Below are 15,703 nucleotides of genomic sequence, written 5' to 3' on the forward strand. Positions count from 1 at the left end.
CATGCGGTACGTGGTGATCATGGCCGGTGGCTCCGGCACGCGTCTGTGGCCCCTGTCCAGGCGGGGGACCCCCAAGCAGTTGCTCAAGCTCATCGGTGGCACGAGCCTCCTGCGCCTGGCGTTCGAGAGGGCCACGCGTCTGGTGCCGGCCGAGCGCGTCCTCGTGGTGACCGGCGCGCCGTACCTCGACGCGGTCCGTGAAGACCTTCCCGCGGTCGCTCCCGGCAACCTGCTCGGCGAGCCCGTCGGGCGCGACTCCCTCAACGCCGCCGCGTGGCCGGCCGCCGTCCTGGCGCGCCGCGACCCGGACGCGGTGGTCGCTCAGTTGACCGCCGACCAGCTCATCGAGCCCGTGCACGCCTTCGTCGAGGCGCTGGAGGAGGCCTTCGCCGTCGCCGAGGCCGACGGCAAGGCGCTCGTCACCCTGGGGGTCGTCCCCACCTCGGCACACACCGGATACGGCTACCTGCACCGCGGCGAGGCCGTCGAGGGCTTCCCGAGCGCGTGCGCCGTCCGCGAGTTCCGCGAGAAGCCGGACGCCGCCACGGCCGCCGCCTACCTGGCGTCGGGGGAGTACTGGTGGAACGCCGGCATGTTCGTCTGGCGTGCGGCGACGTTCCTCGACCAACTGGCGGTCCTGGAACCCGAGACGCACGCGTCGGTCCTGGAACTCGCGGACTCCCCGGATCGCCTGGGCGAGATCTTCCCCACGCTGCGCAAGACCTCGGTCGACTTCGCGATCATGGAGCCGGTGTCCCAGGGACGCGCGTCCGCGCACGTCGTGGCGGTGGCCCTCCCGATCGACTGGCGCGACGTCGGCGGCTTCGCGAGCCTCGCCGAGGTCCTGGCCGCGGACGCCGACGGCAACGTGGTGGACGGCTTGGCCGTGCTCAACGACGCCTCCGACAACCTCGTGATCAACACGGTCGGCGAGCACGTCGTCGCCGTGTCCGGGGTGCAGGGCATGGTCGTCGTCCACACGCCGGACGCCACCCTCGTCACCACCTTGGCCGGCGCCGAGGCCGTCAAGGCCATCGTCGCGGCCGTGGCGGACGCCGCGGGCCCGGACTTCACCTGAGGGGCGCAGTGATGCTCGAGAACCTCCTGCGCCTGCGCGAACCGGCCGCCTGGATCATGGTGGCCGTGACCGCGGCCAGCATCGTGTTGGCCCTGGTGCGCTCCACGCTGGCGCTGACGGTCGGCGGGGTGTCGCTCGCGGTGGCGGCCGAGGAAGTGGCGCTGGAAGCGATGAGCCTCACCCTGGTGCTCGCCCTCGTCGCCCTCGTCATCGCGTGCGTCTTCCACGCCCCGGTTCCGTCGGCGAGGCGTCTGGTCACGGCGGCGTCCACCGTGGTGACGACGGGGACGTTGCTCACCGTGGTCGGGGCGGTGCTCGGCCTCCCGGCCTCCGCGGGCACGTTCGCCCTGGTGCTGGAGGCCCTCGGGGGGTTGCTGGACATCATCCTGAAGGCGGTCGGAATGGTTGCCCTCTGGCTCATCCGACGGGGCATGAACGCCGGGCGCATCGAGGTCGAGGGCGGGGCGCCCGCCGCGGAGGCAGCCGTCCAGCCGGGTGTGCCGGACGCAGCCGAGGCGTCCCCGTCGGCCCCCACCTGGCGGCCGGACGCGGCAACCGGTGCGGTCTGGACGTCAGCCAGCGACGCCGCCAGCGGAGCGCGTCCGACCGCTCACGGCGTGCCGGGCGAGGGGTCGGGCTGGCACCCCGTCGAGCGCCCCGCGCCCGCGCCCCTCGAGACCGGTGGGCCGGGAGAGGACGCCGACGCCACAGGCCCCCACAACCCCCCGGAGGACGGTGCCTGAGGTGGACCCGCAGGGAGAATTTGTCGACAGATTGGCACAAGCGGCTTGACGGGAAGGTAACGACAGGGATGTAATTCGAGTGTCAAGCATTGTCGTCGGCGAGTCGAGGAGGGTCCACCGAATGCGAGAACTCACGATTGTCGACATCGAGGAGGGCCTGCTCGGCTGGCAGGAGCGCGCGCTGTGCGCGCAGACCGATCCCGAGGCCTTCTTCCCCGAGAAGGGCGGCTCGACCCGCGAGGCCAAGAAGGTCTGCCAGACCTGCGACGTCCGCTCGGAGTGCCTGGAGTACGCCCTCGCCCACGATGAGCGGTTCGGCATCTGGGGAGGCCTGTCGGAGCGCGAGCGCCGCAAGCTGAAGCGCCGCGCGATCTAGTCCCAGTCGTCGTCCTCGCGATGACCCTGCGGGTCGATCTCGTCCACCGGGATGGCGGTGGCCTCGCTGAGTTGCTCCACGATCGTCCGGAACACCAGGATCCGCAGGCCCTGACGCGTCTGGGCCCGGCGCTCGAGCGGGCGGCGGAACACGACCACCTGACCGTTGCGGTCCGGGAGGGCCGACACCGCGGCGGCCAGCGGCACTCGGTCCTGCGTCCAGCCGACGCCCACGTCCGGCACGTCCTCGATGCCGACGTCCATGCCGGCCAGCGCGCGCGGGCAGTGCTCGCTGATCTGGGCGAGGGCATCGTGGACGCACATCGTGAAGAACTCGGCCTTGGACTGCCGCGACCGGATCGGCACCGGTGAGCCGGTGTACGGGTTCGGCCACGCCAGGCGTCCGCGCAGCCCCCGGTTGTGGCGGTCGCGACTCCTGAGCATGGGAGCCACTCTAGCCGTGGCGGGTGTCGCAGCCCTCGACCGGCACGTCGGGCGAGTACCGTGCTGCGGGTGAAGCAGCGGCAGTGTTCCCGGACCGGGTGCCAGCAGGTGGCCGTCGCCACCCTGACGTATGCCTACGCCGACCGTGCCGCCGTGGTGGGGCCGCTGGCGCTCCGGCACGAACCCGGCACACACGACCTGTGCCGGGACCACTCCGCCGGCCTGAGCACCCCGCGCGGTTGGGAGCTGATCCGCCTTCCGTTGGAGGAGGGTGGCCCCGCCCACACCCACGACGACCTGCTCGCGCTCGCGGACGCCGTCCGCGAGGTCGGCCTCACGTGGGACGAGCCGCGCACGGCGCAGGTGCTCGCCGAGCCGCACCTGAGTCGCCGCAAGGGGCACCTCGGTATCGTGGCGGATCCCGCGGACCCGAACCGATAGGCTTCACGGGTGCTCACCCAGACCATCTTCAAGGCCAATGACATCCGTGGCGTGATCGGCGTCGACGGCGCGGAGTGGGACCTCGAGGGCGTCCGCGCCGTGGGCGCGGCGTTCGTGCGGGTCTTCAACCTCGCCGGGGCCGAGTTCGTCATGGGGCGCGACATGCGCGTGACCGGGCCCGAAGTGGCCGCCGCCTTCGCCGAGGGGGCCCGCGGCCAGGGCGCGTCCGTCGTGGACGTCGGCCTGACGAGCACGGATGCCCTGTGGTACGCCTCGGGCACCCTGGGCCTGCACGGCGTCCAGTTCACGGCCTCGCACAACCCCGCCGAGTACAACGGCGTCAAGTTCTGCCTGCCCGGTGCGGCGCCGGTCTCCGCCGAGTCGCTCGTCCGGCTCCGTGACTTGGCCATGGGCGAGATCGTTCCGCCGGTCGCCGAGCAGGGCGGGTACCGCAGCCTCGACGTGATGGCCGGCTATGCCGAGCACCTGCACGCGCTCGTGGACCTGTCCGGGCTGCGTCCGCTGAAGGTCGTCGTGGACGCCGGCAACGGCATGGCCGGGCTCACCACCCCGGCGGTGCTGGGGCCGCTGGGCCTGGACCTGATCGGCCTCTACCTCGACCTCGACGGCACGTTCCCGAACCACATGCCGAACCCGTTGATCCCCGAGAACCTCGAGGACGCGCGCGCCGCGGTTCGGGAGCACCGGGCCGACGTCGGGCTCGTCTTCGATGGGGACGCGGACCGCTGCTTCATCATCGACGAGCGCGGGGAGGTCGTCGCGCCGTCCGTGGTGACCGCGATGATCGCAGCCCAGGAACTCGCGCGCGAGCCCGGCGGCACCATCGTGATCAACAAGATCACCTCGCGTTCCGTGGGGGAGGTGGTGGACGCCCTCGGTGGCACGCTCGTCGTCAGTCGCGTCGGCCACACCTCCGTCAAGGCGCACATGGCCGAGCACCGGGCGATCTTCGGCGGCGAGCACTCGGCCCACTACTACTTCCGCGACTTCTGGGGTGCCGACACCGGCATGCTCGCCGCCCTGCACGTGCTGGCCATGCTGGGCCATGGTGCGGCGTCCATGTCCGAACTGGCCGCCCGGTACGCGGGCTGGGAGGCGTCCGGTGAGATCAACTCCACCGTTCCCGCCGTCGCACCCGTGCTCGACCGTGTCCGGGACGCCTTCGCCGGCCGTGGCACCATCGATGACGAGGACGGCATCACCGTGTCCGGCGATGACTGGTGGGTGAACGTCCGCCCGTCGAACACCGAGCCGCTCCTGCGGCTCAACGTCGAGGCGCGCGACGCGGCCACCATGGCGGGGCTGCGTGACGAGGCGTTGGGTGTGATCCGAGGAGGAGAGCGATGAGTGACCTGGTTCCCGGAGTCCTGGAACTGCTGGTGTGCCCGGCCTGCCACGGGCCGCTGACCTGGGCGTACGAGGCGTCGGAATTGGTATGCACCGCGCCCGAGTGCGGGCTGGCGTACCCGGTTCGCGGGGGCATCCCGATCCTGGTGGTGGACGAGGCACGCTCGCCCGAGCCGTCCCCGAAGGCCGAGGCGTGAGCGCGTTCGACGACGGCCGCCTCGACGACGAGGAGGTGCTGCTCGGCGCCGACCGGTTGATCCGGCCCTTGGCCGAAGCCGGCGCACGGCTGCGACGCGAGGCGACCGCGGCCCAGGCGGCGATCGAGACGCTGTCGTCCGACGAGCGTCCCCGCGCGATCATCGCGGTGGGGCCCGAGGCGCGCCTGCTGCGCGCCGTCCTGGAGCCCGTGTGTCCCGTCCCGTTCGTCGCGTGGCCCAGCCTGGGCCTGCCCGGCTGGGTCGGCCCGCTCGACCTGGTCGTCGTCCTCGGCGGCGGGCCCGCCGCACTCACGTGCGTGCACGAGGCGTTGCGCCGGGGCAGTCGCGTCATCGTCACCGCGGCGGAGGACTCCCTGCTGGCCCGCCAGTCGGAGTCCCGGGCCACCACCCTGCTGCCCGTGTCGTCCGGTGACCCGCTTCCCGCCGCCATCATCGCGATGGCGGCCCTGCACCGGATGGGGCTGGCGGAGCCGGTCTCGACGGACGCGGTGGCGGAGTCCCTCGACGGGGTCGCCGCGGAGTCCGGCCACTCCATCGACATCTCCGCCAATCCGGCCAAGGCCCTCGCCATCGAGCTCGCGGACGCCCAACCCCTCATCTGGGGAGGATCGGTGCTCGCTGCGCGCGCGTCCCGCCGTATCGCCGCGGCCGTGCGCACGGCGTCCGGTCGCATCGCGCTCGCGGCCGATGCCGCGGACCTCGCGCCGATCCTGGCCGGCACCGCGCTCCGGGATCCCTTCGCCGACCCGTTCGAGGTGTCCGAGGAGGCCCGTCCGACCCTGGTCGTCGTCGACGACGGCTACGAGGACGCCGCCAACGCGGAGCAGCGCGCAGCACTGGAGGAGAACGCTCGCCTCGTGGACGTCCGGGTCAGTACCCTCGCGCAGACGACCGGGTCACCCCTGGAGCGCTATGCCACCGTCCTCGCCAAGGGCTTGTTCGCGGCGGCGTACCTGCAGATCGGACTGGGACGAGACGGCGGCGGCCCACGGGCGGGGTCGCTTCCCAGCGAATCCTGAGCCCGGGCCTCCGGGCGCGGAGCCTGACAGAATGACCCGCATGAAGGTTCTCGTCCTGAACGGTGTCAACCTCGGACGTCTCGGTCGTCGCCAGCCCGAGGTGTACGGTGCCACCACCCATGCCCAGCTCGCCGAGCACCTCGTCGCGACCGGCAAGGGCCTGGGCCTCGACGTCGAGGTGCGCCAGACGGACGCCGAGGGCGAGATGGTCGCGTGGCTGCACGAGGCCGCCGAGCACGACTGGGCCGTCGTCATCAACCCGGGCGCGTGGTCGCACTACTCCTACGCGATCGCGGACGCCGTGGTGCAGGTGCCCACGGTGGTCGAGGTCCACATCAGCAACGTCCACGCGCGCGAGGAGTGGCGCCATCGGCTCGTCATCTCCCCGTACGTGGTGGGCACGATCATGGGCCTCGGGCTCGGGGGCTACGACCTGGCGCTGGCCCACCTGGCGTCGCTCGCCGTCCTGGACGCTCCCGAGTCGTGACCGTCCTCCCCGAGGAGGAGTGGCGTCCGCTCGCGGAGGCGCACGCCGCCCGGGTGGACGCGCTGGCGTCCCACCACCTCGACCGGCGCCGGCGCGGGGTGAAGCACCCCGTCGAGGACTTCCGGTGGACCTACTACAGCCACACACCGGGACAGTTGCGCCGTTGGCACCCCGGGCCGGGCGTGACGCTCGAGGGTGCCGACGAGCACGCCGGGTGGCGCCACTACGAGCGGACGGCCGACGGCGTCAGGCTCGACGTCGCCGGCTTCCTGGCCCGGCGCGGTGGCACGGTGCGCTTCGTGCGCGACCTGCTGGCCCGCACGCGCGAGCGGCCCGGGCAGTGGTCCTGTTTCGGCCTGCACGAGTGGGCGATGGTCCACCGCGCGGCGCCCGAGGACGTCCGGCACATCGGCTGGCCACTCCGCCTGGGCCACGACGGCACGGACGCCGTGGTCGAGGCGAACCAGCTGCGCTGCACGCACTTCGACGCGTTCCGCTTCTTCACACCGGAGGCCGTGCCGCGCAACGCCTTCGCGCCGACGCGGGAGCGGAAGGTCGACCTCGAGCAGCCCGGCTGCCTGCATGCCACGATGGACTGCTACAAGTGGGCGTACAAGCTCTCCCCCGGCGTCCCGAGCAGCCTCGTCATGGACGCGCTGGCGGTCGCCCGCGAGGCGCGGTACCTCGACATGCGGGCCGCCCCGTACGACCTGAGCCCGTTGGGGCTGGAGCCGATCCCCGTCGAGACACCCGAGGGCAAGGCCTCCTACGTCGCCGAGCAGCGCCGGATCGCGGCGCTCGGGGACGCGGTGCGCGAGCGGCTGGTGGCGGCCTGCGACGAGTTGCTCGGGGTAGGCTGACCCCTCGTGGACTACAAGGTTGCCGATCTGACCCTGGCCGACTTCGGACGCAAGGAGATCACGCTCGCGGAGCACGAGATGCCCGGACTGATGGCCATGCGCGCACGCTACGCCGACTCCAAGCCGCTGGCCGGGGCCCGCATCGCGGGCAGCCTGCACATGACCGTCCAGACGGCGGTGCTGATCGAGACGCTGGTCGACCTCGGCGCCGAGGTGCGCTGGGCGTCCTGCAACATCTTCTCCACCCAGGACCACGCCGCCGCGGCGATCGTGGTGGGTCGCGACGGGACCCCGGAGGATCCCCGCGGCGTCCCGGTGTTCGCCTGGAAGGGTGAGACGCTCGAGGAGTACTGGTGGTGCACCGAGCAGATCCTCGACTGGGGCGGACGCCGGCCCAACATGATCCTCGACGACGGCGGCGACGCCACGCTCTACGTGCACAAGGGCGTGGAGTACACCAAGGCGGGCGCGGTCCCCGAGCCGCAGTCAGGTGACTCCGCCGAGTGGAAGGTGGTCCTGCAGAGCTTGCGTGCGTCCTCCCTCGACTTCGTGTCGCTGGCCAACAGCATCCGCGGCGTCACCGAGGAGACCACGACCGGCGTCCACCGCCTCTACGAGATGGCCCGCGCCCAGGCCCTGCTGTTCCCGGCGATCAACGTCAACGACTCGGTCACCAAGAGCAAGTTCGACAACAAGTACGGCATCCGCCACAGCCTCGTCGACGGCATCAACCGCGGCACGGACGTGCTGATCGGCGGCAAGGTCGCCGTGGTGTGCGGCTACGGCGACGTCGGCAAGGGCGCGGCCGAGGCCCTGTCGGGCCAGGGCGCTCGCGTGGTCGTCACCGAGATCGACCCGATCTGCGCGCTGCAGGCCGTCATGGACGGCTACCAGGTGACCACCCTGGAGGACGTCGTCGGAGTCGCCGACATCGTCATCACCACCACGGGCAACCGCGATGTCGTCACCGCCGACCACATGGCCGCGATGAAGCACAACGCCATCGTGGGCAACATCGGCCACTTCGACAACGAGATCGACATGGCGGGCCTCGAGGCGACCCCCGGCATCCAGCGCAACACGATCAAGCCTCAGGTCGACCAGTGGGTCTTCCCCGACGGCCACGGCGTGATCGTCCTCTCGGAGGGGCGCCTGCTCAACCTGGGCAACGCGACCGGCCACCCGAGCTTCGTGATGAGCAACAGCTTCACCAACCAGGTGCTCGCCCAGATCGAGCTGTTCACCAAGCCCGACGAGTACCCGACCGGCGTCCACGTGCTGCCCAAGCACCTGGACGAGGAGGTCGCCCGGCTGCACCTCGACAGCCTCGGGGTGAAGCTCACGACCCTGACGCAGACCCAGGCGGACTACCTCGGCGTCAGCGTCGAGGGCCCCTACAAGGCCGAGAACTACCGCTACTGAGCCAGGTCGAGGGCGTAGGCGGCGCCCTCGCGGCGGAAGCCGACGAGCTCGAGGTAGTTGCGGTGCACGGAGGTGTGGGCGTGCGCCACGAGCCGGGTGAAGCCCGCGTCCGTGAATGTGGCGCGACCGCGACCGAAGAGCCAGGTCGCGCTCACGCTGTCACGGTAGGCCGGGCTCACGTAGTCGAGCTTGACCAGGAGTTCCCTCCCGGCCGGCTCGGCGATGAGGACGCCCGCGGGCAGGCCGTCCCGGTTGACGATGCGGATGAACGTGTCGTGCTCGGACGGGTGGTAGTCGGGTTGGCTGTTGGCGATCTCGTCCGCGTTCGCGGCGAGGTAGTCGACCAGGAACGGGGTACCGGGGTCGATCGGGACGACCGTGGTGGCCGAAGCGGCCCTGGCCCGCTCCTGCCGCAGGCCGATGGTGCTCGCCACCGCCACCGCGACACCGGCGAAGAACACCGGCCACGCGCCGATCAGGACGCCGTACGACACGAACAGGATCGAGGCAGCCAGCGACACCCAGCGCAGCCGGTTGCGGGACCTCGTGAGGTAGGACGCCGCCACCAGGGCGGCGGCGGCATAGCCGACGGCCTCGACCCAGGTCATCCGCGGGGGATCTCGAAGGCGGCCAGCTCCGCCTCGGCCGGGCCCAGCTCGTCCCAGTCGCCGTGGTGGGCCAGGACGGCGATGGCCGAGGTGGGGAACTTCTCCTGGATCGAGGCGGTGTGGGCGGACGCCGCCGACAGGGTCAGGACCAGGTCGCTCAAGGTCGGTTCATGGCCCACCAGCAGCACCGTCTCGGCGGAGGCGGGGAGACCGCGCAGGACGTCGACCACGTCGGACGTCCACGCGTGGTAGAGCTCGTCGGTCGTCCGGACGTCCGCACAGGACACCCCACCCATTTGCAGGGCCTGCCACGTCTGCTGGGCGCGGGTGGCGGGGGAGACCAGGGCGACGTCGAAGGCCAGGCGCGCGAGCTGCTGGCCCGCCACGACGGCGTCGCGGGTGCCCCGGGGCGACAGGGGCCGCGCGAGGTCCGGGTCGTTCGTGCGCCAGGAGCTCTTGCCGTGCCGGACGACGACGATCGTCCGCGGGCGTGTCATGACTCCTCGCCGCCCCCGTTGCCGTCGCCACCCTCGTTGCCGCGGAACGACTCCCAGATCTCCTTGCACTCGGGGCAGACGGGATACCGGTCGGGGTTGCGGCTCGGCACCCAGACCTTGCCGCACAGCGCGACGACCGGGGTTCCCATCACCATGGCCTCGGTCAGCTTGTTCTTGGCCACGTAGTGGCTGAAGCGCTCGTGGTCGCCCTCGTCGAGCCGGAAATCGGTGCGCTCGTCGACGATCGTCTGCGAACCCGGAGCGGGTGTGAGCTGCGTCATGCATTTCATCCTAGGCCGGATGGGTGGTGGAATGGCTGTCCGTGTCCTCATCCTCCTCCCGGCGCAGCCTGACGATCGGGCTGTTGACGTGCGTGACCGCCGTCGCGTTCGAGGGGATGGCCGTCGTGACCGCCATGCCGGCCGCCGCCGTCGACCTGGGGGATCTCCACCTCTACGCGTGGGCCTTCACGACCGTGATGATCGCCCAGCTCATCGCGATCGTCGTGGCCGGACGCGTCACCGACGCGATCGGGCCGGTGGCCCCCCTGCTGGTGGGACTGGTCGTCTTCGCCCTCGGTGTCGTCGTGGCGGCGCTCGCCCCCACCATGCTGGTGCTGCTGCTCGGCCGGTTCGTCCAGGGACTCGGTGGGGGAGCGGTCAACCTGACCCTCATGGTCGTCACGGCGATCGCCTTCGACCCGGCCGAGCGTGCCCGCATCATGACGTGGTACTCCGCCTGCTGGATGCTCCCCTCCTTCGTCGGGCCGGCCATCGCCGCGTGGCTGAGCGAGACGTTCTCCTGGCACTGGGTGTTCTGGGCGGTCCTGCCGTTCGTGCTGGTGGGCGTCGCCCTGATGGCGCCCGGGCTCGCCCACCTCAGCACGCGCGAGCAGCCGGACGCCGAGGGTGCGGCCACCCCGGTCCCCACCCACGCGGCCCTCGCCGTGGCGCTCGGGATCGCGGCGCTCCAAGTGGCCGGGCAGCGACTGGAGCCCACCTCGCTGGTCTGGCTGGGGCTCGGGATCGTCCTGCTCGGGGTGTGGTACCGACGCCTCATGCCGGTCGGGTTCTCGCCCACGGCGTCCGGCCTGCCCTCGGTGGTCAACACACGCCTGCTCGTGTCGGGGACCTTCTTCGGTGCCCAGGCCTTCCTCCCCCTCATGCTGACGGGACGCGGTGCCCCGCTGGCGGTGGCGGGGTTGGTCATCACGGTCGGCTCGGTGGGCTGGATGGGCGGGTCGTGGCTCCAGGCCCGTCCGTGGGTGGGCCTGTCGCGCGACCGGATCATCGTCGCCGGCGTGGGCTTCGTTGCGGCCGGGGTGGCGCTGCTGGCCGTGAGCGGGTGGATCGGCGGCGCCGACCTGGTCCTCCCCACGGTGGGCAGTGTCCTGGCGGGCCTGGGCATGGGACTCCAGAGCTCCTCGACGTCGCTGGCGACCATGCAGTTGTCGACCGAGGCCGAGCTCGGCCGGAACACCAGCTCCCTGCAGGTGGGGGAGACGGCCGGGAACGCGGTCCTCGCGGGCGCGGCCGGGACGATCTTCGCCGCCCTGGACCCGGTCGCCCCGGACGCCGTCACCTTCGGTTGGCTCATGACGGCGCTCGCCCTCACGGCCGCGGTCGGGCTGCTGGCGTCGTTGCGCATCGGGCACGTGGAGAACCACTCGCTCTCCGTCGCCGATTCGTGACCCGCCATCCCTGCTGCGGGGGCGCCGCGGTGGCTAGAATCTCACCACGATCAATCTCGATGTGGAGATTCTTGCTGCGGGAGCGAGGTGTTGGATGGACGAAGTGGACCGGATCCTCAAGGCCTGGGCGCGGGAGACCCCCGACATCGACGTGAGACCGCTGCAGGTGCTCTCGCGGGTCAGCCGGCTGGCCCGGTACCTCGACCTCGCCCGCCGTGACGCCTTCGCCCGGCACAACCTCGACACCTGGGAGTTCGACGTGCTGGCCGCCCTGCGTCGCGAGGGGCCGCCGTACGAGCTGTCGCCCGGCCAGTTGATCCAGCAGACGCTGTCGACCTCCGGCACCATGACCAACCGCATCGACCGACTGACCGAGCGCGGCCTCGTGGAGCGCCTCCCCGACCCTCGTGACCGCCGCGGCGTGCGGGTGCGCCTGCTGCCCGAGGGGCGCGCGATCGTCGAGGCGGCGCTGGCCGACCTGGTCGACCGGGAACAGCAGATCCTCGCCGGGTTGTCGGCGGGGGAGCGCCAGCAGGTGGCGGACCTGCTGCGCCGGCTGGTCCAGCCGTTCGAGTCCAACGACGTGTGACGTTCGTGCGGGTCGTCGCCCTGCAATAGGGTGATGCCCATGCCCTTGACCAACCGCGTGCTCGCGGACCTCGCCGCCGCCTTCGGCATCTCGACCGAGTTCTGGGACTGGAAGGGGCGGCTCACCGAGGTGTCGGACGCCACGGTGATCGGCATCCTGGCGGGGATGGGGGTGGACGCCTCCACCGACGAGGCGGCCCACCACGCCCTCGCCGAGCACGGGCTCCGCGCGTGGCGCCGCGCACTGCCGCCCTGCACCGTCCTGCAGACGGGAAACCCCACCCCGGTCGTCGTCCACGTTCCCGCGGGGGAGGCAGCGGCCGTCCACGTCCGCCTCGAGGAGGGCGGACAGCGCGACGGCTGGCAGGTCGAGAACAACGAACCCGATCGAGACATCGACGGCGCACTGGTCGGCGAGGCGACCTTCATGGTCCCCGGCGACCTGCCGACGGGCTACCACCGCCTGGTGCTGGAGACCCCGTCCGGCACCACCGAGGGGACGCTCGTGGTCACCCCGCACTTCCTGGGTTTCCCCGCGTCCCTGGGCGACCGCCGGATCTGGGGCTACGCGGCCCAGCTGTACAGCGTCCGCTCGACGGAGTCCTGGGGGATCGGCGACCTCGCCGACCTGTCCGACCTCGCGACCTGGTCGGGCACCCAGCACTTCGCCGACTACGTGCTGGTCAACCCGCTCCACGCGGCCCAGCCCGGGCCCCCTCTCGAGCCGTCCCCGTACCTGCCGAGTTCCCGCCGGTACATCAACCCGCTGTACATCCGTCCGGAGCTGATCCCCGAGTACGCCCGCCTGAGCGACGACAAGCGGGGGCGCGTGGCCCGGCTCAAGGCCGACCTCGACCGGGAGTTGGCCGGCTCGGACCGCATCGACCGCGACCGCGTGTGGCCGGCCAAGCTGGACGCCCTGCGCATCATCTACGACGAGGGCCTGTCCGAGGTCCGCACGATGGCCAAGGAGAGCTTCGTCCGCGGGGAGGGGCGCACCCTGACCCAGTTCGCGACGTGGTGCGTGCTCGTGCGCCACTTCGGCCTGAACTGGCGCGAGTGGCCCGCCGAGTACCGGCGACCCAGCTCACCCGAGGTGGCGGCCTTCGCGGCCCAGTACGCGCGCGAGGTCGACTTCTTCGTCTGGCTGCAGTGGGTGGCCGACAACCAGCTGCGCGAGGCGCAGTCGGCCGCCAAGGGTGCCGGCATGCGCGTCGGCATCATGAGCGACCTGGCCGTCGGCGTCAGCACGATCAGCGCCGAGGCCTGGGTGCTGGGGGATGCCTTCGCCCAGGGCATCGGTGTCGGGGCCCCGCCGGACCACTACAACCAGATCGGGCAGGACTGGGGCCAGGCGCCCTGGCGTCCGGACCGGCTGGAGGAGTTGGGCTACGCGCCCTTCCGCGCCATGGTGGCCGGCAACCTGCGCCACTCCGGCGGCCTGCGCGTCGACCACATCATGGGCCTGTTCCGCCTGTGGTGGATCCCGCAGGGCCTGGCCCCGGGGGAGGGGGCCTACGTCCGCTACGACCACGAGGCCATGGTCGGCATCCTGCTGCTCGAGGCACAGCGCGCGGGCGCGCTCGTCGTGGGCGAGGACCTGGGCACCGTGGAACCCTGGGTGCGTGACTACCTCCGGGACCGCGGCATCCTGGGCACCTCGGTGGCGTGGTTCGAGATGCAGGGCAACGGCGAGCCCCTGCCCCCGGAGTCCTACCGCGAGTACTGCATGGCGTCGGTGACCACCCACGACATGCCGCCGACCGCCGGCTACCTGGCCCTGGACCACATCAGGCTCCAGCACTCCCTCGGCATCCTGACCGAGTCGCTGGACGAGGAGTTGGCGCTGGCCGAACGCACCTTCCAGTCCTGGAACAGGGCCCTCGTGGAGCGTGGGTTCCAGGCCGGGGACGAGACCGACGTGGCCGAGAAGGTGCTCGCGATGCACCGGTGGATCGTTGCGTCGCCGGCACGGGTCCTGTCGGCCGCCCTGACGGACGCCGTGGGCGACCGCCGGACGCAGAACCAGCCGGGCACCGTGGACGAGTACCCCAACTGGCGGGTTCCCCTCTCGGGTCCAGATGGTTTGCCCCTCAGCCTCGAGGAGGTCTACACATCGGAACGGGCGGCCCGCCTGGCCGCCGTGATGAACGATTTCTCGGTGCACACGATGGGACGACGCTGATGGCCGGCCAGAAGGCAGTGACCCTCCGATTCCTCGCGGCCCCCATGGACGCCAACGTCCGGGGCTACGTGGGCGCGGGCAAGATCCTGGAGTGGATCGACAAGGCAGGCTATGCCGCCGCCGCGGCCTGGTCGGGCCACTACGCGGTGACGGGGTACGTGGGCAACATCCACCTGCACCGGGTGGTGAACGTCGGCGACATGGTCGAGGTCGAGGCGCGGGTGGTCTACACCGGTCGGACGTCCCTGCAGGTGGTGTGCACCGTCACCAGCCACAACCCCCGCGACGACGTCAGCGTCACGAACACCCAGTGCCTGCTGGTCTTCGTGGCCATGGACTCCGAGGGCAGGCCGACGCCGGTGCCCCCGTTCACGCCCCAGGACGACTGGGAGCGCGAGGAGAACGAGCGCGCCCAGGTCCTGTCGGCGGTGCGCCGCGAGGTCGAGGACGCCATGGCGGTGCAGGCGTACACCGAAGCCACCGAGACCTGCCGCGAGACGCTGCGCTTCCTCGCCGCGCCGACGGACGTCAACTGGGGCGGCAAGGTGCACGGCGGCTACGTCATGCACTGGATCATGACGGCGGGCAAGCTCGTCGCCGAGCGGTGGTACCACGGGCACGCGCGGGCCACCTACGCCGGTGGGTTCCGCTTCTACCGGCCCATGTTCATCGGGGACCTCGTCGAGGTGGACGCCCGCCTGATCTACACCGACGGCGCCGAGATGCACGTGTCGGTCTCTGTGCGGTCCGGCGACCCGCGGGGTACGGAACTGCAGACCACCACGCACTGCACGATCGTCTACACCGCCCTCGACCACGACGACAACGAGGAGCAGGTGCGCCCCTGGGTGCCGCGCCTCCCCGAGGACCGCGCCCTCGAGCGCCACGCCCTGGACCTCATCGAGATCCGGTCCCGCTTGGGGCGTCCGGTTCCGCACGAGCCCCAAGCAAGCTGAGCCGGGCCCGCCCACGGGCCGACTCGCGCGCCCGGCACCGGGCCGAGCAGAACCGCCGGCGCCCGGCGTCCCCCGCGTCGATGAACGCGGCGCGGCAGTCCGGGGCGGCGCAGGCCCGGACCCGCTCGACCCAACCGCTCAGGTGGATGTTGGCCGCCTCGGTCAGGAGCACCGACGCGACGGCGAGGAGGAACGGGCCCGTGTTCGGGCAGCGTTCGCCCGTGTCGATCGGGGTGCCCGGTACCCGCGCATGCCATGTGGCAAGCGGCACCGGCGGTAACACGGACGCTTTCACCTCGACACCGGGGAGTTCGTGCTCGCCCAGTTCCTCCTCCAGCGCCACGAGGGCCCCCCAAGTGTCGAGGCACCGGTTGAGCACCTCGCGCCCGGCCGAGGCGTCCTCGCCGAGGAGCGCGTCGGTGAGCTGGGTGCGGAGCGTCGTGAGGGCGTCCGTGGCCGTGGCGTGCTCGAGTTCCGTGCAGGCGGCGTCATCCCAGACGGGCAGGCGCACGTGGTGGGCGCGGCCGACGTCCGCGAGCTCCAGAGGGTGCAAGGGCTTGGCCGAGGAATGCGGATTCGCGCGCGCGGCCAGGAGGGCCAGCAGGAAGCCGAGGGCGTCGGGGTGCGGCATGCCCCCAGCCTGACGCCGGCGCGCGACTCGGGGCCACCAACTCGGGTCACGCCTGTGGACAACCCCACGGGCCGCCCGCGGCGCGGGGGCATG

At 71.8% G+C, this 15,703-nt stretch carries 19 protein-coding genes; 14 read left to right on the forward strand and 5 right to left on the reverse strand.

All coding sequences use genetic code 11. The features are described 5' to 3' along the window. Position 1 precedes the first annotated feature (1 nt). The 3 genes from AC5YDV_RS08850 to AC5YDV_RS08860 all read left to right on the forward strand — a co-directional run bounded on the left by AC5YDV_RS08850 (position 2) and on the right by AC5YDV_RS08860 (position 2,197). Positions 2–1,078: a mannose-1-phosphate guanylyltransferase gene (locus AC5YDV_RS08850; RefSeq protein ID WP_496183019.1), complete on the forward strand. Its 1,077-nt coding sequence runs from the start codon at positions 2–4 to the stop codon at positions 1,076–1,078. 11 nt (positions 1,079–1,089) lie between these two features. Next, positions 1,090–1,821, forward strand: a complete 732-nt coding sequence (locus AC5YDV_RS08855) for a hypothetical protein (RefSeq protein WP_496182953.1) — start codon at positions 1,090–1,092, stop codon at positions 1,819–1,821. A 121-nt stretch (positions 1,822–1,942) separates the two neighbouring features. After that, a complete protein-coding gene (locus AC5YDV_RS08860) occupies positions 1,943–2,197 on the forward strand; it encodes a WhiB family transcriptional regulator (RefSeq protein ID WP_496182954.1) in 255 nt (84 codons plus the stop codon). On the opposite strand, the gene AC5YDV_RS08865 is transcribed toward AC5YDV_RS08860, so the two are convergent. Continuing rightward, entirely contained in the window at positions 2,194–2,640 is a 447-nt protein-coding gene (locus AC5YDV_RS08865; protein ID WP_496182955.1) for a metallopeptidase family protein, read from the reverse strand. The two genes, AC5YDV_RS08860 and AC5YDV_RS08865, sit on opposite strands and share 4 nt — an antisense overlap. A gap of 69 nt (positions 2,641–2,709) precedes the next feature. Here AC5YDV_RS08865 and AC5YDV_RS08870 point away from each other — a divergent pair, with 69 nt between their 5' ends. The 7 genes from AC5YDV_RS08870 to ahcY are packed head-to-tail and all read left to right on the forward strand — an operon-like array spanning position 2,710 to position 8,455. Further along, the gene (locus AC5YDV_RS08870) at positions 2,710–3,081 is read left to right on the forward strand and encodes a DUF3499 domain-containing protein (protein ID WP_496182956.1); all 372 of its coding nucleotides are present in this window, start codon (positions 2,710–2,712) and stop codon (positions 3,079–3,081) included. Between the two features lie 9 nt (positions 3,082–3,090). Beyond that, positions 3,091–4,449, forward strand: a complete 1,359-nt coding sequence (locus tag AC5YDV_RS08875) for a phosphohexomutase domain-containing protein (RefSeq protein ID WP_496182957.1) — start codon at positions 3,091–3,093, stop codon at positions 4,447–4,449. After that, entirely contained in the window at positions 4,446–4,646 is a 201-nt protein-coding gene (locus AC5YDV_RS08880) for a Trm112 family protein (RefSeq protein ID WP_496182958.1), read from the forward strand. The genes AC5YDV_RS08875 and AC5YDV_RS08880 overlap by 4 nt, the downstream gene beginning before the upstream one ends. Beyond that, positions 4,643–5,686: an SIS domain-containing protein gene (locus tag AC5YDV_RS08885; RefSeq protein WP_496182959.1), complete on the forward strand. Its 1,044-nt coding sequence runs from the start codon at positions 4,643–4,645 to the stop codon at positions 5,684–5,686. Before AC5YDV_RS08880 ends, AC5YDV_RS08885 begins: the two co-directional genes overlap by 4 nt. A 40-nt stretch (positions 5,687–5,726) precedes the next feature. Continuing rightward, a complete protein-coding gene (locus AC5YDV_RS08890) occupies positions 5,727–6,173 on the forward strand; it encodes a type II 3-dehydroquinate dehydratase (protein WP_496182960.1) in 447 nt (148 codons plus the stop codon). After that, complete coding sequence (locus tag AC5YDV_RS08895; RefSeq protein ID WP_496182961.1) at positions 6,170–7,033, forward strand: 3-methyladenine DNA glycosylase; 864 nt, start codon at positions 6,170–6,172, stop codon at positions 7,031–7,033. The genes AC5YDV_RS08890 and AC5YDV_RS08895 overlap by 4 nt, the downstream gene beginning before the upstream one ends. Positions 7,034–7,039: 6 nt before the next feature. After that, a complete protein-coding gene (gene ahcY / locus AC5YDV_RS08900) occupies positions 7,040–8,455 on the forward strand; it encodes an adenosylhomocysteinase (RefSeq protein WP_496182962.1) in 1,416 nt (471 codons plus the stop codon). On the opposite strand, the gene AC5YDV_RS08905 is transcribed toward ahcY, so the two are convergent. Genes AC5YDV_RS08905 through AC5YDV_RS08915 form a run of 3 tightly spaced genes read right to left on the reverse strand, consistent with a single transcriptional unit; the run spans position 8,449 to position 9,841 of the window. Further along, positions 8,449–9,063 carry a hypothetical protein gene (locus tag AC5YDV_RS08905; protein ID WP_496182963.1) on the reverse strand — a complete coding sequence of 205 codons (615 nt, stop codon included), beginning with the start codon at positions 9,061–9,063 and terminating at the stop codon, positions 8,449–8,451. The two genes, ahcY and AC5YDV_RS08905, sit on opposite strands and share 7 nt — an antisense overlap. Next, on the reverse strand, positions 9,060–9,560 hold the full coding sequence (locus AC5YDV_RS08910; protein WP_496182964.1) for a SixA phosphatase family protein: 501 nt from the start codon (positions 9,558–9,560) through the stop codon (positions 9,060–9,062). The genes AC5YDV_RS08905 and AC5YDV_RS08910 overlap by 4 nt, the downstream gene beginning before the upstream one ends. Continuing rightward, entirely contained in the window at positions 9,557–9,841 is a 285-nt protein-coding gene (locus AC5YDV_RS08915) for a DUF3039 domain-containing protein (RefSeq protein WP_496182965.1), read from the reverse strand. Before AC5YDV_RS08915 ends, AC5YDV_RS08910 begins: the two co-directional genes overlap by 4 nt. A 41-nt stretch (positions 9,842–9,882) precedes the next feature. Here AC5YDV_RS08915 and AC5YDV_RS08920 point away from each other — a divergent pair, with 41 nt between their 5' ends. From AC5YDV_RS08920 to AC5YDV_RS08935, 4 genes are all read left to right on the forward strand, one after another. Beyond that, positions 9,883–11,250, forward strand: a complete 1,368-nt coding sequence (locus tag AC5YDV_RS08920; protein ID WP_496182966.1) for an MFS transporter — start codon at positions 9,883–9,885, stop codon at positions 11,248–11,250. A gap of 94 nt (positions 11,251–11,344) precedes the next feature. Next, positions 11,345–11,839 carry a MarR family winged helix-turn-helix transcriptional regulator gene (locus AC5YDV_RS08925; RefSeq protein ID WP_496182967.1) on the forward strand — a complete coding sequence of 165 codons (495 nt, stop codon included), beginning with the start codon at positions 11,345–11,347 and terminating at the stop codon, positions 11,837–11,839. Positions 11,840–11,878: 39 nt separating this feature from the next. Next, on the forward strand, positions 11,879–14,023 hold the full coding sequence (gene malQ, locus AC5YDV_RS08930; RefSeq protein ID WP_496182968.1) for a 4-alpha-glucanotransferase: 2,145 nt from the start codon (positions 11,879–11,881) through the stop codon (positions 14,021–14,023). After that, entirely contained in the window at positions 14,023–14,979 is a 957-nt protein-coding gene (locus AC5YDV_RS08935) for an acyl-CoA thioesterase (RefSeq protein ID WP_496182969.1), read from the forward strand. Before malQ ends, AC5YDV_RS08935 begins: the two co-directional genes overlap by 1 nt. On the opposite strand, the gene AC5YDV_RS08940 is transcribed toward AC5YDV_RS08935, so the two are convergent. Beyond that, positions 14,921–15,610: a CGNR zinc finger domain-containing protein gene (locus tag AC5YDV_RS08940; protein WP_496182970.1), complete on the reverse strand. Its 690-nt coding sequence runs from the start codon at positions 15,608–15,610 to the stop codon at positions 14,921–14,923. The genes AC5YDV_RS08935 and AC5YDV_RS08940 overlap by 59 nt on opposite strands. Between the last annotated feature and the right edge of the window lie 93 nt (positions 15,611–15,703).

The organism is Propioniciclava sp. LT432 (assembly GCF_059515965.1).